This window comes from Rhizobium altiplani (assembly GCF_001542405.1).
GTDB classification, from domain to species: Bacteria; Pseudomonadota; Alphaproteobacteria; order Rhizobiales; family Rhizobiaceae; genus Rhizobium; species Rhizobium altiplani.
Genome location: NZ_LNCD01000093.1, coordinates 17660 through 36162, shown reverse-complemented (window position 1 = coordinate 36162; position 18503 = coordinate 17660). Strand labels below are relative to the sequence as shown.

Here is an 18503-nt window from a genome sequence, read left to right as displayed (position 1 = left end):
ATCTTTTTATGCGCAAAATACAATAGGCGGACGGAAAATGGCGCTTGGGGGCTTGCCTTTGTCGCGTTTAAGCGATGTTTGTGGCGGCAATCATCGTGGGCATCGAAGCGGAGGCGAAGAATGGGCGTGCGACAGCGGGTGGGATCGAAGTTCAAGGATGAGATAGAATTCCTGAAAGGCTGGAAGCGCGACCGAACAGCCGTCGGCGCCATAACGCCGACCTCCGTCGTGACCGCCCGGAAGATGGCGAGCGTCATTGATTCATCCTCGGGGCTTCCGGTGCTTGAACTTGGCCCGGGAACCGGCGTCATCACAAAACAGATCCTGGCGCTGGGCGTTCGGCCGAAGGATCTGGTTTCCGTTGAATACTCGCCGGAGTTTTGCCGGCATCTCAGGCAGGAGTTTCCCGAAGTCGACGTTCGATGCGGAGACGCCTTCGCGCTCGATCTTGTTCTGGGTCCTGAGCGGGGCGCAAAGTTCGACTGCGTCATTTCCGCTGTACCTCTCCTGCACTTGCCTCCAGACAAGCGCCTGTCACTGATCCTCGACCTCCTGGAACGTGTGCCGAACGGAAGGCCCGTTGTTCAGATCACCTATGGGTTGCTGTCTCCGGTCGTCGCGCTTCCCGCCGGTTACGAAGTCCGCCACCTGGCTTTCATGATGCGCAACATTCCACCGGCGCAGCTCTGGACGTACAGAAAAAGGCGATGAGCTCTCTCATCGGTCAAGAACGACATAGGTGCTTCGTCGATGGAGCGACGTGGCGCTGTTGACTTACCGCTGACCGTCAAGTTGCTTTCGGGAAGCTCTCGGCGTTACCTTCCGACGAAATCGACGTCGACGATCTTGAGATCGTCCGTGAATACACGCTTCTGCATTGAGCCGGCGGCCATGGCTACGGCGTTCCGCTTGCGAGCGGCCGCAGCAACGGAGGCTTTGCTGCGGCCGAGGCGGCCGATCCCATGATCGCGGAAATCAAATAAGCCGTACGTTTTCAGCTTTCGACTTGCCGGTTTTGCGATCCTGGCCCACCTCGTAGCTCACCTTCTGTCCCTCGCTGAGAGAGCTTCCAGCCTGCAAGGCAGACACGTGCACAAATACGTCAGCCCCCCCATTATCCGGGGTGATGAAGCCAAATCCTTTGTCTCCATTGAAAAATTTAACCATACCAGTGGCCATGAACAAAATCCTCGACGCTTTCACGGCTGATTGCCGCTTCCGGAATCTTTAAGGCGACGGAGTTTTCTTCGCAATCGGTTGCCCTCATCTTATTCGTCACTGTCGCGGCAAAATTGGTTCGTCCCAAGGATTCGGGAAGAACCTCGCGATGGATTCAAATCTCTTGGCAGTCGATGATCATTGCCGTGCTGCTGTTCTATGGCTCCCGTTTTGAAACGTCCTCGTCTGTTACCGCATAGAGATTTCCCGGTCTATCTGCCGGGTCGGCAGCCGCACCCCGTGCGTGATCCCGGGGGCACAGCTGTCACGTGGGTCCCCAGTCCCCGCAGAGATGGCGCCGCCGAACTCCGACAGTTTCGCCTGAGGCCAAGATCTCTTCAATCACGGTATTACTGGGAGGCGCACGAGGCTGGGAAGGCCTTTGGCAGGCGGCGGAACGCGGCAGCGCAATTCGTGCGTTGCTCAATGGCTGATCCTGGTGTCGGCAGCCGGTGGGAAAATACGCGAGGGTAAACACCAGGCAGCCCTTCGCCGCGCGAGGCGCGCTGCCGCGACCTTTCGCCGGTTGATGACGGTGCGGGGTTGCGACTTCAGGCCTGCACCTGGCATCTCTCTTTATTCTCGGCATTCCCGCGCGAGGAAGCGCCGGTTGACAGGCGGGCGAAGGACTCGCTCTGTGCCCTGTTAAAGTCACCATTGCGCCGGCTGAACGAAGCCTTCCCGCTCATCCGGTTCGTCGTCTGGAATGGCAATGGATTGATGATCGACATCCGGCTCTTCGCCGGAGGGGTGCAGGTCAAGTGGGCTTGATCTGGACAGGGACCGCTCGCGCAGGAGCGCGGCATACCGGCGGCGCATTTCATCGGACTCGATCGTCCCTGCCGTCCAAAGTGCGACCAGTTCCATGAAACCGGGGTCTTCATCGATCCGGATCCCTCGCGCCTTCCAACGCGCGATGACCCGTTCGGCTATGTCCCTGCGTGAATCCATTGTCACTTCCCTATGCCGCCCTGCCACCTACCCGGTGAGATACCAAGATTCTTCGCCAGTTGAAATCGGCTAATGTCACGCCGGCCGCCCGCGATCTGTTTTCAGGACCTTGCCGGCTGGAGCTATCGAGATCGCAAGATCAGGATGCATTTGGCGCAATCCATCGGCGCAGTCCAATCCCGCTCTCATTTGATGGCGTCCTGGCCCGGTTCCGGATCTTCCACGATCAACCCGCAAGGAGTCCGTGCGCAAGCTTCGGCCGCTTCTGCTTCGCGTCGCGGTGATCGCGCCCCCCGGGCCTTCTGAGGAGCCATCGAGCGGGAATTGGCCCGCTCCGAAGGGGCCTCTCACATGTCGCACGACCTCTCACTCGCCCAGTTCCACGCATTCCAGCTCTCCCGCGACCTTGTGGTTCCGATCACCCTCTTCTCGGTCGACGGCAAATACGGCATCCCGCCGTCTGACGAAAACGACGCCGACGACGATCTTGAGATCGTCCATGAATACACGCCGTGGCATTGAGCCGGCGGCACCTTAGGCGTGCCGCTTGCGAGCGGCAGGCCGCAAGGGAGGCTCCGCCGCGGCCGACCTTGCATGATTCACCAAATTGCAAGCCGCGCCCTTGCGGCCTTTGCTCTTCACGCCCGGTGAAGTGGCCGATGAATAGAACCGACGAGCAGGAGGCGATCGCTTTCGCGATCGGAGGAAGGATGGAGAGAAGAGAGATAGAGGCGCTACGCGATGCCGTAAGCTGCGCAGCTGTGCTGGAACAGGCCGGATTTGCCATTGATGTCAAGGAAAGCACCCGCCGGGCGGTAAAGTTTCGACGCAGCAGTGAGATCGTCATCGTCACACATCAAGGGCGCGGATGGTTCGACCCGCTCAGCGAGGCGAAGGGTGATGTCTTCGGGCTCGTCGAGCACCTGGATCGCGCCAGCTTTCACGAGGCCATCGAAAAGGTCGCGGCTCTGGTGGGGTTCGAAATTTCCGCGCCCGAATGGAAATCTCTAAGCGCTGCAGACAAATCCGACCTTTCCCTTACCGATCGTTGGCGAGCACGCCGCCGCCCGTGGCCTGGCTCATTGACATGGCGCTACCTGCACGACGAGCGCTGCCTTCCAACATCCCTGCTCCGCACGGCGATCAAACGCGAACTCCTCCGGGAAGGGCCGCAGGGCAGCCTATGGGCCGCTCATACGAACCATGCGGGCGACATCACAGGCTGGGAGGCGCGCGGTCCGCAATATCGTGGCTTTGCCAGCGGGGGAGCGAAGGTTCTGTTCCGCCTCGGCCCTGACGCTGCAATGCGCTTGGCCGTGACGGAAGCTGCGATCGACGCCATGAGCCTGGCGGCAATCGAGGGGTTACGTGATGGTACACTTTATCTCAGCACCGGCGGCGGCTGGTCTCCGATCACGGCCGCAGCCCTTGGCGCGCTGGCTTCACGCCCCACCGTTCAGCTTGTCGCCGCCACCGACGCCAATCCCCAAGGCGATCTGTTTGCCGAGCGATTGCGCGCGCTTGCCCATGGGGCCGGCTGCGATTGGATGCGGCTCCGCCCACCGCAAGAAGACTGGAACGAGGCCCTGAAGGCTCGCGCGAAGCGAAGGAATGAGAACAGGAAAAGCGAGGGTGGGAGGAAAGAAGAGGAGGCGTGCCGCATGCGCTCCGGCCGCGTCAACGGAGGCTTTGCCCGTGAGCCGGCCCTGGACCCCGCCGGCCGCGATGTCGGCGGCATGACCCAGGTGATCGCGGCGGTCGGCGGCAAGCGCGGCGACCACGTAGACGCGCCGCTTCCTTGTGCCGAGCCAAGAATATTCCGTCGGTTTCGTCATCAATGAGACGAAGCATGCCGCCTAGACGGCCCCTCCAGCTGCGCCGGTTGGCGCGGGAGGGCGGCGTAATGGCCAATTCCGAACGACAGCTCGGCGAGCTTGCCAGAATGGAAGCGGCACGGCGAAAGACGCAGCACCAGCTCGATCTCATCGACCGGCTAACCGCGCTCATTCCCCTGCTTGGACGGCGCCTTCCTCGAACGCTACCGCACCAATCTGGCAGTCTGACGGCCGAGCGACAGCCGGAAGTCGATGCGCTTACGCGGAATCTTGCTCGGCAGGACGCGACAATCGCCGCACTTTGAGCGCGAGCCGAATTGGATGGCCGCGTCGTCGCAACTGCGTGGAGGGCGTTGCCATGAGCACCATCGGCGACCTGGAGCGGAGAGCCGGCATCGGAGGATCGCCGGCCGAGCGAACCGCGTTCTGGCGGCAATTTCACCATTTCGAAGGCCAAGCCTTTCTGAGCGCCGGCCCGGCTGAGCTCAGGCGCCTGATTGCGGCCAGGGAAGCGGAGCCGGATGGCGGCCAAATACGCGTGTTGCCGGTTGTCGCCGTGAAGCATTGCCCGCCCTGACGGCGGAGCAGCAAGCGGCGCTTCCGGCCTACGCCGCAGGCATCGTCGACGCTGGAAATCAATCCTCAACAACGCCTGGTTGGGGCGGGCCCGCCTCATGACGGCAGCGGTCTGCTGCGCGGCCTTCGCAACTCGCACGGTCCGGCTGGCTGCAATCCTATCGCTTGCCTAAGCTGACCAAGCGATAGGCCGAGCGTTCATGTGCAGCGCGTGGGGAAGCCAGGGTTCCCCGGAAACGCCTGTTCGTTCATTCGAGGACGTCATCTTCCTCCCCACGCCGGATCGCCCTTCGGTTTTGCTGAGGTCTGAACCGGCGTCCGTGCGCTTCAAGGCCGCTGTCGCGCCGCGGCGCGGCCGGACCCCGCCGTCGTTCTCGGAGCAGGCTCGCGTGCTCCGTCGAGGGCAGCTTGCCCTCGTCGCAAGCAAACCGGCTCCGCTCGTCCAGGTGGGGCCGGACCCTGAAGCGCCCGTCTTTCCGCCGGTTCGAGGTGACCGCACCGAAGGGCAAGCCGGCATGGGCCGGAGCCGCTCCGGACGACTTCGAAAGGAAACGACATGGCCAAGCCTACACCCTCCTCCCGCCAATCCACACGCGTCGTGCAACTGCGCAAGGGCGCAACCATCGAAATGGTCCGGCTCACCTGCCCCGACGTCAGCCAGGCACTTAAGATCACCGAGAGTTTCGGAACCGCCGTCATCGACAGCGACGGCATCCGCGACTTGCACGAGCGGCTGGTCACGGAGACAGCCGATGCGCTCGGCGACGGCCTTGGCGACAAGGCCATGCAGATCCACCTGCAGCGGATCGTCGGTGCCTACGTCGGCTCGGCCCACGGCGCCGGCCAGTTCTACAGCCGCGCGGTCACCGAGGGGCGCGATGCCACGGCCAAAGCCGCCAACGATGCCCGCGACGAGGACCTGGACGGCCCCGTCGGCTTTGACAGCGCCGCTCAGCGCAAGCGCGAATTCGCCGCCGACATGGGCATACAGGTCCATGCGCTCAGAATGGCGGCCGAAGGCGCCGTCGCCGCCTATGTCCAGGTGATCGGCGAGACCTGGAAACCGTTCGACCGTCCCGTCGAACAGCCCGGCCACGCGCTCTACCGCAAGGCTACCGAAACGCAGATCTCCGCCTTCGACTGACCACTTTCGGCGGGGGCTTCGGCCCCGCCTTTCCATCAACTCGAGCCGGCCGCTTCCGTGGCGGGACCGGCCTGTTTCGTGTCGCTGACCCCGCCAGCAAGAAAAAGGAAATGAAGTCGATGGCACGCCCGTCGTGGCCCGTTCCTTCGTAGGGTCTGCAGGAGCCGCCGACGGACGCAACGCCTTCGCCGTCCTCCACTGCGTTGCGGCCGTTCCGGTGCATCCGCCGGCTAACCTGCTCCTGCTTTCGCCCTTCGTAACGGGCCGCGAGGGGCGCGGCCTTGAAACGGGGAAGTTTGAATATGAGCAACACAGAAAATCAGCGGGTCGATCTCTACAGCCGGATCACCGACAAGATCATCGAAGACCTGGCAAAGGGCGTGCGGCCTTGGATGAAACCATGGAATTCAGCGAACGCGGCAGGTCGCATTACCCGGCCGCTGCGTTACAATGGGCAACCCTATTCTGGCGTCAACGTGCTGCTTTTGTGGTCGGAGGGTGTCGCGCGAGGTTACGCGTCATCCACGTGGATGACGTTCAAGCAGTCCCTCGAATTGGGCGCCGCGGTCCGCAAAGGCGAGACGGGCACGACCGTCGTCTTCGCCAGCCGTTTCACTAAGTCCGAAACCGACGGGAACGGCGGCGAGGTCGAGCGGGAAATCCCCTTCTTAAAGGCATACAGCGTCTTCAACGTCGAACAGATCGAGGGACTCCCCGATCAGTATCATCACCGGCCGGTGTCCGTTCCGGATCCTGTCGAGCGCATCGGGCACGCGGATCGGTTCTTCCGCAACACCGGTGCTTCAATTCGTCATGGCGGCAACCAGGCCTTCTTTGCGCCAGCCGCCGATGTCGTCCAGATGCCACCATTTGAGAGCTTCAAGGATGCGGCAAGCTACTACGCGACCTTGAGTCATGAGGTCACGCATTGGACGGCGCCGGCCCATCGCCTCGGTCGCGACCTCAGCCGCTATGCCAAGGACAAATCTGAACGAGCCCGCGAGGAACTGATCGCCGAGCTCGGCAGCTGCTTCCTGTGCGCCGATCTCGGGATTGTTCCCGAGCTCGAGCCCCGCCCCGATCACGCGTCCTACCTCGATTCCTGGCTCAAGGTCCTGGCCGATGACAGACGGGCGATCTTCCAGGCGGCGGCGCATGCGCAGCGGGCCGTGACTTTCCTGCATTCGCTGCAGCCGGACGCGGCCGACAAGCGGCTCGCTGCGTAACGACTTGTCAGCGCCGGTCGTCGGCCTCGCCGGCGGCCGACAACTCTCGGCCGTCGGTCGCGGTGGGCGTGTCACGATCCGTCGCAAGGTGCAGTTTGCCGCAGATCGAGTTTTCCCGGTCTATCGGCTTGAGCTTCCGGGACGGCTTGATTTCGACGATAAAGGGCTTTGTCTGCTGATGCATGGATCCTCCAGGCGACGGCTTGCGAGGCGCGACGACAGCGCGGAGCGGGCAATGCAACGCCCCCTGCTCGTTGGTTCTGCGAGGTTTCGGTTTCGCACGTGGACAGGACCGCGGAGCGATCGTTGCAGCGTTCGGGAGCAGTCGAGGGACGAACCGCCATTGCCATATTCCTTCGACCACTGCGCCAGGCCACGACCGTCGCGGGCTCGATGAGGCATGTCTGATCGAAGACCGGCTTTGCCTCGATCGTCTTACCGCAACGGCCCTCCGAAACTTTATTCCCCTGAGCGCTGCGCGCCCATTCCTCGCGGAACAACAAAATTTCTCGTGGCCGCCCTCCATTTCATTTTGGCCTTTCAGGTGCGGTCCGATCGTCCCCGATCTTGCGACAGCCATCGAGGCCGCGATGGGCGCGGCCCGAAACAGCAAAGGAATACGACAATGGCAACCATCGGCACCTTCACCACTTCCGAAACCGGCTTCAACGGCTCGATCCGCACCCTTGCCCTCAACGTCAAGGCCCGCATCGCTCGCATCGACAATCACTCCGACAAGGGCCCGCACTTCCGCATCTACGCAGGCAACGTCGAGCTGGGTGCGGCCTGGCAGAAGCGCTCCGCCGAGACGGATCGGGACTATCTCTCGGTCAAGCTCGATGACCCGAGCTTCCCCGCTCCGATCTACGCGACGCTGACCGAGGTCGAGGGCGAGGACGGCTACCAGTTGATCTGGTCCCGCCCCCACCGCGACTGAGACCCGGACAGGGCCCCGCCGCCAAGGCGGGGCTGAACTGAATAGAGACAAGCCGGCGGCGGGCATCGAGCCTGCCGCCGGCTTTCTCGGTGCGATACGGAACCGGAATATTGTCTGCTCAGATGGAGCGATTGTGCCGGGCAGAAATGCCGGCGTCAGAGGACGCGCGGTTCCCCCAATTTTGCCTCCGCTTCGAACCTCAGCTCCAACAAAATCGGCTCCCCCATGCGCTTGCTCCGCCGGTGGCTGCCGCGCTCCCTGACCCCGTCATCTCCTCCCGCCCAGCGGTCTCGTCTTTCACGAACTCAAGGAGATGAGATGATGACGATCGGACAGCACATCGAAAAACTTCGCCTCGAATTGAAGAACGCCTGCGATGCCGCCGAGCGCCGCCAGATCGGGGGCGAGCTTGAACTTGCCCAGGCTGATCTGGTCGTGACGCTTGCCGAACAGGACGGTGCGATCAATGCCGAGCCGCCCCTTTTGAGGCGGCTCTTTTGCAGCTGGACGGGGAGCCGGTGCGCCGGATCGGGCTTCCCGGCTGTCAGGGATTTCATCCCTCGACACTCCCGCCGGCAGACGGACACGGTTGCGGTCCTTGACCCCTCTTTGCAACAGAGTGGCCGATCTCCGTTAGCAACGAAAGAGATCACAATCAATTGCAACTCTCCTTGTCAACGAGCTGTCATCTCTCATCGGGGATATTGCAGCCCGCGCGTTCGGCTGTAACCTGGCGCCGCCAGAATTTTCCCCGCCGCATTCCGCGGCTCCTCTGGAACAGGTGCCGATAAGGCATAATGGCCCGTTTCGGCGGGCCATTCTCATGTTGGCACGGAGGTGCGCGGACGATAGCCGCGTTTTCGTTTCCGTCGAAGCAGATCGAGAAACAGTTCAACTGCTTCCTCTTCCCGCCCAAAATGGTGGACCATCATCTGACCCTTTGTCCCGATGCGGCCCCACTTCCTGAGCAGGCAGACATCCCCGAACAGGTTGGGCTCGATCGACATGGCGTAGTAGCGCGCCATGTTTCTGGCGGAGTCAACGCGTTCGACATAGAGATGGTAGGGTTGCGCGATCATGAGATCAGAATCGCCGATCAGCGGAATCGCGTCCAACGAGACTTATGAATCGGTCGGCAGGGATTGATTCATATCGCTGATGGCATGCCATCGGACACGACGGGCTTGCGCGAATTTACCTGGATGCCGGTCCGTGCGGCGGGCGACCATCAATAAGGAACTTAAAGGATCTGCGCGGGGTTTCCCTTCAAGACTGGGCTTGGCACAATGAGCGTCTGCGACTGCCGCCGAATCTCGAACATCCAATGAGAGAGGTCTATTTCCGGGAGCTTCGACTGTTTCAGGCGTGCGCTGGCGCAGGTTTTTCTCTTCGCCCGGATTTCACCTCCGAGAAGATTATGGATCTCGAAAACAGCATGAGGATGTCACATGAAAGGCTATCTGCCTATGTCATCGGCGCGTTGTTGGGCGCCATCTTTGCTATCGCCGTGTCCATTTTTTTCGGCCTCCATAGGATCTTCCATCTTGCGGTTTTGGCGCTGCTGCCGGTCCTGGGTGCTGCGCTGGTCGAGCGCTTCTATTATCGCGGGTCACGAACACGCGCTGATGTGACAATCCATCGATATATGTCGGGCCTCGGTCGATCGAACGTGCAAAGCCGAAAGTCTTTGGGCGAGACGCCTGCGGCGTACGGCCCTATTCGCGATGCTCACGGTGGCCGAAAACGGTCTCCGCCCATCCAGGTGACGATCCTCTCGCAGCTCCTTACTCGCACCATAAAAGTCTTGCGCAGTCCTAGCGCCGGGCAAGACCTTCATCGATGAGGTGGTCGCCGAGCGATCGTCCCTCCCGCGTGACGTTCCGGAGTTTTCGGCCATGCTCGTTCTCGTCCCGCAAACCTGATGACAGCGAGAACTTGCCCGCGTTCAAAAGCGTGAGCAGGCGTGCCTTCGCCGCCTCGCCCTTGATCCGCTCCCCCTCGCAGCGAGGAGGGCTGAGTTCCGGCGTGTCGATATCCGCCATGCGGTTTTTTCTCCCCCCAAACCAGAAAGTGTCGCCGTCGACGACGCAGTTCATTCGCACGCTCTCGCCGCACAACGAAAAACGGCCTGCGACGTATCCGTTGTCGGTATCTTGGCAAGAGCCAGCACGCCGGAGAGATCACCAGCGCCGCCGGAGGTAAGCCAACCACCCGCTCCAATGATGATGGCTGAGATGACCCATCAGCGACTTGCGCGGGCCGTTCTGTCCCGTTCGGAATTTTCGCTCCGGCCGATATCGATCGTTCCCGCTGCTGTTTTTGCGCCGTGGTCTCATCGGAACCACATTCGATTTCGCCACGTGCCCGTCCTCTGCTGTTTGCATCAATCTACGTCGAGCCCGGTTTCATCTGTCTTTATGAACAGGTCGGCCTCAGGTGGTGTTTAGGAGTGGGGCGCAGTCGGTCCCGCCTCCCTTCGGCCGATCGGATAGATTTCAAGCTGGCAAACGAAACGCATCTTGCCGTTTTCTCTTCCGAGGGTTCTGGAAGAGCGACGGAAGGCGGTATTCGGCGTTGCGCTATGGCTCATGTACTGTCATTTGTCGCAGCCGAGTGTATGGGCGCGAAAAATATCCAAAGGTTGATCATGGACGATACGGTTCAAATTGGAAGCCGCGGCGACTTCGGTCTCTGGGCAATCGAAGTCGCCAAACAGATTGTCGGCGAGCAGGGCTTCGAGCTTGCCCAGGCCGCGCGTGACGGCACGGAGGATGATCTCCGTACTGCAGGCAATGCTCTGGGGCAGGCGATTACCAACGCGCTGCTCGAAGTCTTCGATGGGCTGCTGGACGGGCCGCCCGCCGATGCGACTTGACCGATCTTACGGCTTGTCCGCAGTATCGCGGAAGAACGCGTTCGGCTTCACACATGCCTTCATGTCCTCACGCCTAAACCAGATTGCGCGCCCACACCGGAGCGGCGCGTTTCCGGCGGTGAAGACGATCTGCTCGTCGGCACGCATGCGCAGCACCTCATGCGGCTGGATCAGAGGTCTGGCGGCAAGTTGTTTCGATCGCGTGCGCGACGATCCTTTCGACTGGACACTGCGGCTGACCTGATCGATCTCTACGGTCGTCATGCCGCAGCGGCGCGAGATGTAGTCGGCCGTCTCGGGATCGTTGATGGCGGCGAATGAAATCCAGCTTGCGCTCTCGAACCACTTGCTTGCCGCGTCTCGGCCGCCATAGGTTTCACGCATCTGGCCGATCGACTGGTAGATTGTGGTGAGCGTGATTCCATATTTGCGGCCTGCGTCACGCGCGGTTTCCAGGATGCGCATGTATCCAAGGCGCGCCACCTCATCGAGAAGGAAGAGCGCCCTGCCCGGCATCTCGCCGTTGCGGTTGTAGATGGCGTTCAGAAACGAACCGATGATGACGCGCGCCAAGCCCGCATGCGTCTCCAATGCCTTGAGATCTACGTTGATGAACACGTCCGTTTTTCCATCTGCAAGATCACCCGTCGTAAAGGTCTTGCCCGAGACCAGGGCGGCGTAGTTCGGGTAGGACAGCCAGTGGGTTTCCTTGACCGCGTTGGCGTAAACGCCCGAGAATGTTTCCGGCGTCATGTTAACGAAGGCCGCGACATTCTCCTTTACGAAATCCGAACTTGAATTGTCATAGATTTCCTGCAGCCGCTGGCGCAGCTGGGGCTCCGGCTCGGACAAGTTCTTGCGCACTTGCCGGAGTGTCTGGTCGTTTTCCGGCGTGTGGCCGGAGAGGCAAGTGTCAGCAATCAGCGCAGTGAGTAATTGCAAGGCCGAGGCGCGAAAGAAGTCGTCACGGACGCCACGCGCGCCACCGCTATCGCTCATGATCCACGACGCGACGGAGGCGATATCCTCCTCTTTGGTTCCCCCGAACCGGCCGATCCAGTCGAGCGCGTTGAAGCCGATTTCTGAGTGTTTCGGATCGAGCACGAAGACGTCGCGGTTGGCGTCGCCACGGTGCTTCGATACCATTGGCGCAACCTCGTTCGAAGGATCGAGAACAACGAGGGCGCCACCCCATTTTAGCGCCGTCGGGATCGTGACTGATGTCGTCTTGAAACCACCGGATCCGGCGAACACGATGCCGTGCGATGAGCCGAACGAGCCATCGAAGCAAAGCAGCGGCGACTTACCACCCGCTCCCCAGGTCTCGGCGCTGTCAGCGCGAAACGAGTGTGCCGCGCTGCTATCCCGGTCGACCCGGTAGCGCTCGCCGATGACGATGCCGCCGCTCTCGGCAAAAAGCTTTTCTGCTTGCGATAATTTCATCCAGTCGGCCTCGCCATGCACCGCCCGTTTTCCAACGATGCGCTTGGGCTCGGGCCTTGCGAACGCGGCGTTGCCGGCAATCGCCACCCGCGTGCCCAACAGCGCCGACATCAGCACCGTGGCGGCGCCGATCGTCGTTGCTGGATCGAGATAGTTGAAGATGGATTTGCCGGCCGGGACTTGTCCGAGAAACGCGGAGAGCCTCGATGCCTCGCGCAGGACCGCGAGGACGAGCGTCGCTGTCGCGCCCGTGACAACGCCCCATCCTGCCGTCCTGATCCGCACCGAGCCGGCGCTCGCAAACAGAAAGACGATGCCGACGATCGACGCGGCGACATAGGGCAGAGCGATGCCCGCACGGCCGAGCATCTGCCGGGCGGCATCGCTCTTGCCGAAGTGGGATAGCCAGTGTTCGATCCTGGTCATGCCGATGGCCGTCAGCATCATCAACGCGCAGGGTGCAACGAGCAGCAGGATCCTAGTCATCTCTCTCTCCGAACGCTTCAGCACCGAGTGCGGCAAGCCGTGAGCGCTCCTGTGCGTCTCCCTTCAGCCGCGCGGCGGCATCGATGAGGAGCCCAAGCAGCAGCGCCCGCTTCTCGTAGCGCAGCCCCGCCTTGACGATCAGACCGCCGAGTTCGATCTTTTCGCGTGTGTCCTTCTTGCGGGCATCTGAAGTCGTCGATCTTCGCATCCGCTCAAGCCTCGCCAGTCCTGCCCTCAGCCGCGCCAGGCGGGTTCTGCGCGGTGGGCGTGCTGCCGTCGCCTGCGCCGCCTGCCCCCTTCCCTCCGGTCGTACGGGCCTTGCCCCCGCGAAAGCGTTTCACCAGATCCTCGAATGCTGCCTGCAGTTCACCCTCGTCGATCTCGATCTCACCGAGACCGGCTTTAAGCGCGATCCGGCCGATGCGTTCGGCCTCCCGGGTTTCGGCGAGCTTCAACTGCTCCTGGAGCCTGGCGATTTCGTCGCGGATTTTCGAGGATGGCTTCTTCATGTCCGGATAGCTCCTTGGGTGCGAAAACTTGTCTCTCGGACCCCATCTTCCGGACGTCGGTGTGGAACGCACTACTGTTAATCCTACAATCGCCAAGGGCGATGCTTTCGTGGATGATCCCGGCCGCTCGGCAAGAGCGGCATCCGAAGGGCGCAATTATACGTCGCTGGCGCGACGTTCTTTTGAGAGCGCCCCGGCGGGGCCGATCTCGCTGCCGAACATGTTGATTTTGCTTGCAATCGGGAAAGAACTCCGCCGTGGCCGTGCCTCATTTCTCCGTCAGCATCGTCGCCCGCGGCTCCGGCCGCAGCGCCGTGCTGTCGGCGGCCTACCGGCATTGCGCCAAGATGGAGTACGAGCGGGAGGCCCGCACGATCGACTACACACGCAAGCAAGGCTTGCTGCACGAAGAGTTCGTGATCCCGGCTGATGCACCGAAATGGCTCCGGGCGATGATTGCCGATCGCTCCGTCTCCGGGGCGTGCGAGGCCTTCTGGAATAGCGTCGAAACTTTCGAGAAGCGTGTCGATGCCCAGCTTGCCAAGGACGTGACCGTTGGGCTGCCGGTGGAACTCTCGACCGCGCAGAATATCGAACTCGTGAGGGATTTCGTCGAGCTGCACATCACATCGAAGGGGATGGTGGCGGACTGGGTCTATCACGATGCGCCAGGCAATCCGCATGTGCACCTGATGACGACGCTTCGGCCGCTGACCGAAGACGGGTTCGGCGCCAAGAAGGTCGCAGTGACCGGCCCTGACGGCACGCCGGTGCGCAACGATGCCGGCAAGATCGTCTACGAGCTCTGGGCCGGTAGCCTCGATGATTTCAATGTCTTTCGCGACGGCTGGTTTGCCTGTCAGAACCGACACCTGGCGCGTGCCGGACTCGATCTCCGCGTCGACGGCCGTTCCTTCGAGAAGCAGGGGATCGAACTCGAGCCGACCATTCACCTCGGCGTCGGCGTCAAGGCGATCGAAAGGAAGTCGGCGGAGGCCGAGCGGGACCCTTCGCTGGAGCGGATGGAGCTGCAGGAGGGGCGCCGGGCGGAAAACGCCCGCCGCATTCAGCGCCGTCCCGAACTGGTGCTCGACCTGATCACCCGGGAGAAGAGCGTCTTCGACGAACGTGACGTTGCCAAGATCCTCCACCGCTACATTGACGACGCCGACCTCTTCCAAAATCTGATGGCAAGGATCCTGCAGAGCCCCGAGACGCTCCGGCTTGAACGCGAGCGGATCGAATTTTCAAGCGGTCTACGCGTGCCGGCGAAATACACGACGCGCGACCTCATCCGGCTAGAAGCGGAAATGGCCAGTCGGTCGATTTGGTTGGATCAACGCTCCTCTCACAGCGTGGCGGACGCGGTGCGGGACGCGGTCTTCGCCCGTCACCTGCGCCTCTCGGACGAGCAGAAGGCGGCGATCGCACATGTTACCGGAGGCGAGCGCATCGCTGCTGTGATCGGACGTGCAGGCGCGGGCAAGACGACGATGATGAAAGCCGCGCGCGAGGCCTGGGAAGCCGCCGGTTATCGCGTCGTTGGCGGGGCGCTTGCGGGCAAGGCCGCTGAGGGCCTGGAGAAGGAAGCCGGTATCGTCTCCCGCACGCTGTCATCCTGGGAACTGCGCTGGAACCAAGGTCGCAATCAGCTGGACGACAAGACAGTATTCGTTCTTGATGAAGCGGGCATGGTGTCGTCGCGGCAGATGGCGCTGTTCGTCGAAGCAGCGACGAAGTCCGGCGCCAAACTCGTCCTTGTCGGAGATCCGGAACAGCTTCAGCCGATCGAAGCGGGTGCGGCCTTCCGCGCCATTGCCGACCGCATCGGCTATGGCGAACTCGAAACCATCTATCGCCAGCGCGAGCAGTGGATGCGCGACGCCTCGCTTGATCTGGCCCGCGGCAAGGTCGGCAAGGCGGTCGACGCCTATCGCGCCAATGGCAGGGTCATCGGGTCGGATCTCAAAGCCGACGCTGTTGACAACCTCATCGCTGCCTGGGACCGCGATTACGATCCGGCGAAGACGTCGCTCATCCTCGCTCATCTGCGCCGTGACGTTCACATGCTCAACCAGGTGGCGCGCATCAAACTCATCGAACGCGGGGTTCTCGATCAGGGAACCAGGTTCAAGACCGCCGACGGCGAACGGAACTTCGCCGTCGGTGACCAGATCGTGTTCCTGAAGAACGAGGGATCGCTCGGCGTCAAGAACGGCATGCTGGCCAAGGTCGTGGAGGTTGGAGCGGGACGCATCACGGCGCGGATCGGCGATGGGGAGAATGCCCGCCTGGTGCTGGTCGAACAGCGCTTCTACAACAACCTCGATCATGGCTATGCCACGACGATCCACAAGAGCCAGGGTGCCACAGTCGACCAGGTCAAGGTGCTCGCTTCCCTTTCGCTCGACCGCCATCTCACCTATGTCGCCATGACCCGTCATCGCGAGGATCTGGCCGTCTACTACGGCCGCATATCCTTCGCGAAGAACGGCGGGTTGATCCCGATCCTGTCGCGAAAGAGTGCGAAGGAAACGACCCTGGATTACGAGAAGAGCGCCTTCTACCGCGTGGCGCTTCGCTTTGCCGAAGCCCGCGGTCTCAATCTCGTCAATGTCGCCCGCTCCCTGGTCCGCGACCGGCTGGAATGGATCGTCGGTCAGAAGCAAAAGCTTGCCAATCTCGGTGTCCGCCTTGCGGCTGTCGCCGGAAAGCTCGGGCTCGTCCGCAGCGCCGCTCAGTCCCCAACCCAAAACAACACCAAGGAGGCAAAGCCGATTGTCTCGGGCAGAACAACCTTCGCCAAATCGATCGAGCAGGCGATCGAGGATAAGGTCGAAGCCGATCCAGGATTGAAGAAGCAATGGGAGGAGGTCTCGACCCGCTTCCACCTCGTCTACGCCCAGGCGGAAAGCGCATTCAAGGCAGTTAACGTCGACGCAATGCTGAAGGACGAGAGCGTTGCGAAGTCGGCGATAGCCAAGATCGGATCGGAGCCCGAGAGCTTCGGCGCGCTGAAGGGCAAGACCGGGATCCTTGCCAGTCGGGCCGACAGAGAGGAGCGGGAAAAGGCGCAAACGAATGCGCCGGCGCTGGCCCGCAACCTCGAGCGCTATCTGCGGCAGCGGGCGGAGGCGGAGCGCAAGTTCGAGGTCGAAGAGCGCGCCGTCCGTCTGAAGGTCTCGATCGATATTCCCGCACTGTCGGCAAACGCGAAACAAGCATTGGAACACGTGCGCGATGCGATCGACCGGAACGACCTGGCCGCCGGCCTCGAATATGCGCTCGCCGACAAAATGGTGAAGGCCGAACTGGAGGGTTTTGCCAAGGCGGTATCCGAGCGTTTCGGCGAGCGGACCTTCCTGTCGCTTGCTGCGAAGGGCCCCAATGGACAGACCTTCAGTGCCGTCACGTCGGGAATGACGGCAGGACAGAAGGTCGAGATGCAAGCGGCGTGGAATTCGATGCGGACGGTGCAGCAGCTCGCCGCGCATGAGCGCACAACCGAGGCGCTGAAGCAGGCGGAGACCCTACGTCAGACGAAGAGCCAGGGGCTCTCGCTCAAATGAAAACACCCGTGTTTGCGTTCGGTACGAGAAGCGCTCGAAGGACCCATGCAGTCGTGCTCTTGGGCCTGGCGATATCCGTCGTTGGCGGCGGTGTTGCTGCCGCAATCGTCGGCGGTTTCCGAATTAACCTGACATCGAGCGAACCCCTCGGCCTCTGGCGTATCGTGGCGCTCGATCGCCCGGCAGCTCGCGGGGGTCTCGTTTTCATTTGCCCTCCGATAACGACTGTGATGCAGGAGGCAAGGGAGCGTGGTTATCTCCGCTCCGGCACCTTCCAGGGCGGCGTCGCGCCGCTCATCAAGGCCGTCGTCGCAGTCGCTGGCCAGCATGTCGAAATCGGCGCCGACGTGACGATCGATGGGCGTCCGATCGCGTCCTCCGACCTGATAGAGCGGGACGGTAAGGGCCGACCGATGAAGCCCTATCCCGGCGGCGTCGTGCCTGACGACAGCGTCTTTCTGCATTCACCATTCAGGAGCTCCTATGACTCTCGCTACTTCGGCCCCCTGCCCGCCTCAGGGATCCTCGGCCTGGCGAAACCGGTGCTCACCGATGCGCCGTGAGCCGCTCCAGCCAGTCGCATTGATTGCCGTTTCGGTCGTCGCCGGGGTGGTGGGATGGAGTGGCCACGTCCTGCTTCTCCCGGTCGCCTTCGCGTTTCCGGTTCTCTGGGCGCTTGTGCGAATGAGACTAACCGCCGCAGTTGTCTCGGTCGCCTATTTCCTGGCTGCCTCACGGGGATTACCGCAGGGTGTCGCGACCTTCTATCCCTCGGACCTGTGGCCGGGACTATTGCTTTGGCTCTGTGCGTCCGCCGGCTTCGTCATCGTGCATACCGTCCTCTGGACAAAGAAGGTGGGTGCTCGTCCGTGTCGCTATTTCCTGGCGGCGGTTCTGATGGCCATTCCGCCATTCGGCATTACCGGCTGGGCTCATCCGATCACCGCGGCGGGCGTACTGTTTCCGGGATGGGGATGGTGGGGACTGGCTGATGCGACAGCCGGCCTCATGGGCCTCGTAACCCGCATGTGGCCAACTGCCGCGATCATCCTGGCAGGCTTTTGGATCGGGTCCGCCACAACCTGGGACGAACCGAAGCTAGCTGAATCGTGGCAAGGGGTCGACCTTGAAATGGGCGCATCGCTGGGCCGCGACGTTAGCATTGAGCGTCACCGTGATTTGATTGCCATGATGAAGGATCGGGTACTGGGCGGCGCCCGCACGATTGTCCTTCCTTAAAGCTCCCTGGGTTTGGACGCCTACCGTCGAACGGTTCTGGGTGCGAGCTTTGAGAGGAACTGACGCCATGGTCATCGCCGGCGCAGCCGTCATCGATGCGGGCGTATACGATAATGTTCTGGTCGCCATCTCCGGCGATGGCGCGCGGGTTCTTTATCGCGAGCGCATGCCCGTTCCAGGTTCGATGTGGCAGCCGTGGCGCGCATTGCTCTCTCAGAGCGGCGGTGCGCGGGCGCATTTTTTCGAAAATCCGGTCGTGACGGCCGCCGGCCGTCGGATAGCGCCGCTGATCTGCTACGAGCAACTGATCGTCTGGCCGGTCCTGCACTCCATGCTCGAGGATCCCGACCTCATCGTCGCAGTCGGCAATGGCTGGTGGACGAAAGGGACATCCATCGTCGCCATTCAGCGCGCCAGCGCTCAGGCCTGGGCGCGGCTCTTTGCCAAGCCAATTGTCTTTTCCTTCAACACCTGGTTGCCCAAGGAGACGTCATG

General features: G+C 62.0%; 20 protein-coding genes and 1 pseudogene. 12 read left to right on the top strand and 9 right to left on the bottom strand.

Annotation, left to right across the window (positions count from 1 at the left end; all coding sequences use genetic code 11):
* Positions 1-120: 120 nt before the first annotated feature.
* The gene (gene pmtA / locus AS026_RS22750; protein ID WP_007539650.1) at positions 121-711 is read left to right on the top strand and encodes a phospholipid N-methyltransferase PmtA; all 591 of its coding nucleotides are present in this window, start codon (positions 121-123) and stop codon (positions 709-711) included.
* A 264-nt stretch (positions 712-975) separates the two neighbouring features.
* Here pmtA and AS026_RS22745 read toward each other — a convergent pair whose 3' ends face one another.
* Both AS026_RS22745 and AS026_RS22740 read right to left on the bottom strand, forming a co-directional pair.
* Entirely contained in the window at positions 976-1179 is a 204-nt protein-coding gene (locus tag AS026_RS22745; protein ID WP_007539649.1) for a cold-shock protein, read from the bottom strand.
* A 690-nt stretch (positions 1180-1869) separates the two neighbouring features.
* Positions 1870-2169, bottom strand: coding sequence for a hypothetical protein (locus AS026_RS22740; RefSeq protein ID WP_007539648.1), 300 nt, complete (start codon positions 2167-2169; stop codon positions 1870-1872).
* 351 nt (positions 2170-2520) lie between these two features.
* Here AS026_RS22740 and AS026_RS42430 point away from each other — a divergent pair, with 351 nt between their 5' ends.
* The 6 genes from AS026_RS42430 to AS026_RS22710 all read left to right on the top strand — a co-directional run bounded on the left by AS026_RS42430 (position 2521) and on the right by AS026_RS22710 (position 6950).
* Positions 2521-2691: a hypothetical protein gene (locus tag AS026_RS42430; protein ID WP_007539647.1), complete on the top strand. Its 171-nt coding sequence runs from the start codon at positions 2521-2523 to the stop codon at positions 2689-2691.
* Between the two features lie 137 nt (positions 2692-2828).
* The gene (locus AS026_RS22730) at positions 2829-4010 is read left to right on the top strand and encodes a DUF3991 and toprim domain-containing protein (protein ID WP_007539646.1); all 1182 of its coding nucleotides are present in this window, start codon (positions 2829-2831) and stop codon (positions 4008-4010) included.
* Positions 4011-4072: 62 nt separating this feature from the next.
* Positions 4073-4309, top strand: a complete 237-nt coding sequence (locus tag AS026_RS22725; protein ID WP_051177341.1) for a hypothetical protein — start codon at positions 4073-4075, stop codon at positions 4307-4309.
* Between the two features lie 53 nt (positions 4310-4362).
* Positions 4363-4581, top strand: coding sequence for a hypothetical protein (locus AS026_RS43555; RefSeq protein WP_007539644.1), 219 nt, complete (start codon positions 4363-4365; stop codon positions 4579-4581).
* Positions 4582-5136: 555 nt separating this feature from the next.
* Positions 5137-5724 (top strand): hypothetical protein, encoded by a 588-nt coding sequence (locus AS026_RS22715; protein WP_007539642.1) that lies wholly within the window; start codon positions 5137-5139, stop codon positions 5722-5724.
* A gap of 302 nt (positions 5725-6026) precedes the next feature.
* Positions 6027-6950 (top strand): ArdC family protein, encoded by a 924-nt coding sequence (locus AS026_RS22710; protein WP_007539640.1) that lies wholly within the window; start codon positions 6027-6029, stop codon positions 6948-6950.
* A 7-nt stretch (positions 6951-6957) separates the two neighbouring features.
* On the opposite strand, the gene AS026_RS42790 is transcribed toward AS026_RS22710, so the two are convergent.
* The gene (locus AS026_RS42790; RefSeq protein WP_202902590.1) at positions 6958-7134 is read right to left on the bottom strand and encodes a hypothetical protein; all 177 of its coding nucleotides are present in this window, start codon (positions 7132-7134) and stop codon (positions 6958-6960) included.
* A gap of 441 nt (positions 7135-7575) precedes the next feature.
* Here AS026_RS42790 and AS026_RS22705 point away from each other — a divergent pair, with 441 nt between their 5' ends.
* A complete protein-coding gene (locus AS026_RS22705; protein ID WP_007539638.1) occupies positions 7576-7887 on the top strand; it encodes a DUF736 domain-containing protein in 312 nt (103 codons plus the stop codon).
* Between the two features lie 297 nt (positions 7888-8184).
* Here the strand turns inward: AS026_RS22705 and AS026_RS42100 are convergent, their stop codons facing one another.
* The 3 genes from AS026_RS42100 to AS026_RS44260 all read right to left on the bottom strand — a co-directional run bounded on the left by AS026_RS42100 (position 8185) and on the right by AS026_RS44260 (position 9929).
* Complete coding sequence (locus AS026_RS42100) at positions 8185-8502, bottom strand: hypothetical protein (protein WP_007539635.1); 318 nt, start codon at positions 8500-8502, stop codon at positions 8185-8187.
* A 206-nt stretch (positions 8503-8708) separates the two neighbouring features.
* The gene (locus tag AS026_RS22695; protein ID WP_037075330.1) at positions 8709-8966 is read right to left on the bottom strand and encodes a WGR domain-containing protein; all 258 of its coding nucleotides are present in this window, start codon (positions 8964-8966) and stop codon (positions 8709-8711) included.
* 735 nt (positions 8967-9701) lie between these two features.
* Positions 9702-9929 carry a thermonuclease family protein gene (locus tag AS026_RS44260; protein ID WP_328285770.1) on the bottom strand — a complete coding sequence of 76 codons (228 nt, stop codon included), beginning with the start codon at positions 9927-9929 and terminating at the stop codon, positions 9702-9704.
* 605 nt (positions 9930-10534) lie between these two features.
* Here AS026_RS44260 and AS026_RS22685 point away from each other — a divergent pair.
* On the top strand, positions 10535-10762 hold the full coding sequence (locus AS026_RS22685; RefSeq protein ID WP_028747014.1) for a hypothetical protein: 228 nt from the start codon (positions 10535-10537) through the stop codon (positions 10760-10762).
* Positions 10763-10768: 6 nt separating this feature from the next.
* Here AS026_RS22685 and traG read toward each other — a convergent pair whose 3' ends face one another.
* From traG to traC, 3 genes are read right to left on the bottom strand one after another with little or no spacing between them, the layout of a single operon-like run.
* Positions 10769-12691, bottom strand: coding sequence for a Ti-type conjugative transfer system protein TraG (traG, locus tag AS026_RS22680; protein ID WP_062368636.1), 1923 nt, complete (start codon positions 12689-12691; stop codon positions 10769-10771).
* Positions 12684-12899 carry a type IV conjugative transfer system coupling protein TraD gene (gene traD / locus AS026_RS22675; RefSeq protein ID WP_028749705.1) on the bottom strand — a complete coding sequence of 72 codons (216 nt, stop codon included), beginning with the start codon at positions 12897-12899 and terminating at the stop codon, positions 12684-12686. The genes traG and traD overlap by 8 nt, the downstream gene beginning before the upstream one ends.
* Before the next feature lie 4 nt (positions 12900-12903).
* Positions 12904-13200, bottom strand: coding sequence for a conjugal transfer protein TraC (gene traC / locus AS026_RS22670; RefSeq protein WP_028749704.1), 297 nt, complete (start codon positions 13198-13200; stop codon positions 12904-12906).
* 257 nt (positions 13201-13457) lie between these two features.
* Between traC and traA the strand changes: the two genes are divergently transcribed.
* From traA to AS026_RS22655, 3 genes and pseudogenes are all read left to right on the top strand, one after another.
* Positions 13458-16769: a Ti-type conjugative transfer relaxase TraA gene (gene traA / locus AS026_RS22665; RefSeq protein WP_062371847.1), complete on the top strand. Its 3312-nt coding sequence runs from the start codon at positions 13458-13460 to the stop codon at positions 16767-16769.
* The gene (gene traF, locus AS026_RS22660) at positions 16766-17332 is read left to right on the top strand and encodes a conjugative transfer signal peptidase TraF (RefSeq protein WP_028749260.1); all 567 of its coding nucleotides are present in this window, start codon (positions 16766-16768) and stop codon (positions 17330-17332) included. The genes traA and traF overlap by 4 nt, the downstream gene beginning before the upstream one ends.
* A pseudogene (locus tag AS026_RS22655) lies at positions 17322-18480 on the top strand (conjugal transfer protein TraB); the annotation flags it as partial. The gene traF and the pseudogene AS026_RS22655, both read left to right, overlap by 11 nt.
* Positions 18481-18503: the final 23 nt, after the last annotated feature.

Excerpts from the sequence above, each read along its gene's own strand:
- AS026_RS22740 (WP_007539648.1), bottom strand. The coding sequence starts at position 2,169 with ATGGATTCACGCAGGGACATAGCCGAACGGGTCATCGCGCGTTGGAAG.
- AS026_RS22730 (WP_007539646.1), top strand. The coding sequence starts at position 2,829 with ATGAATAGAACCGACGAGCAGGAGGCGATCGCTTTCGCGATCGGAGGA.
- pmtA (WP_007539650.1), top strand. The coding sequence starts at position 121 with ATGGGCGTGCGACAGCGGGTGGGATCGAAGTTCAAGGATGAGATAGAA.
- AS026_RS22725 (WP_051177341.1), top strand. The coding sequence starts at position 4,073 with ATGGCCAATTCCGAACGACAGCTCGGCGAGCTTGCCAGAATGGAAGCG.
- traC (WP_028749704.1), bottom strand. The coding sequence starts at position 13,200 with ATGAAGAAGCCATCCTCGAAAATCCGCGACGAAATCGCCAGGCTCCAG.
- traG (WP_062368636.1), bottom strand. The coding sequence starts at position 12,691 with ATGACTAGGATCCTGCTGCTCGTTGCACCCTGCGCGTTGATGATGCTG.
- AS026_RS22685 (WP_028747014.1), top strand. The coding sequence starts at position 10,535 with ATGGACGATACGGTTCAAATTGGAAGCCGCGGCGACTTCGGTCTCTGG.
- AS026_RS44260 (WP_328285770.1), bottom strand. The coding sequence starts at position 9,929 with ATGGCGGATATCGACACGCCGGAACTCAGCCCTCCTCGCTGCGAGGGG.
- AS026_RS22745 (WP_007539649.1), bottom strand. The coding sequence starts at position 1,179 with ATGGCCACTGGTATGGTTAAATTTTTCAATGGAGACAAAGGATTTGGC.
- AS026_RS42790 (WP_202902590.1), bottom strand. The coding sequence starts at position 7,134 with ATGCATCAGCAGACAAAGCCCTTTATCGTCGAAATCAAGCCGTCCCGG.
- AS026_RS22710 (WP_007539640.1), top strand. The coding sequence starts at position 6,027 with ATGAGCAACACAGAAAATCAGCGGGTCGATCTCTACAGCCGGATCACC.
- AS026_RS42430 (WP_007539647.1), top strand. The coding sequence starts at position 2,521 with ATGTCGCACGACCTCTCACTCGCCCAGTTCCACGCATTCCAGCTCTCC.
- AS026_RS22695 (WP_037075330.1), bottom strand. The coding sequence starts at position 8,966 with ATGATCGCGCAACCCTACCATCTCTATGTCGAACGCGTTGACTCCGCC.
- AS026_RS43555 (WP_007539644.1), top strand. The coding sequence starts at position 4,363 with ATGAGCACCATCGGCGACCTGGAGCGGAGAGCCGGCATCGGAGGATCG.
- AS026_RS22705 (WP_007539638.1), top strand. The coding sequence starts at position 7,576 with ATGGCAACCATCGGCACCTTCACCACTTCCGAAACCGGCTTCAACGGC.
- traF (WP_028749260.1), top strand. The coding sequence starts at position 16,766 with ATGAAAACACCCGTGTTTGCGTTCGGTACGAGAAGCGCTCGAAGGACC.
- AS026_RS22715 (WP_007539642.1), top strand. The coding sequence starts at position 5,137 with ATGGCCAAGCCTACACCCTCCTCCCGCCAATCCACACGCGTCGTGCAA.
- traD (WP_028749705.1), bottom strand. The coding sequence starts at position 12,899 with ATGCGAAGATCGACGACTTCAGATGCCCGCAAGAAGGACACACGCGAA.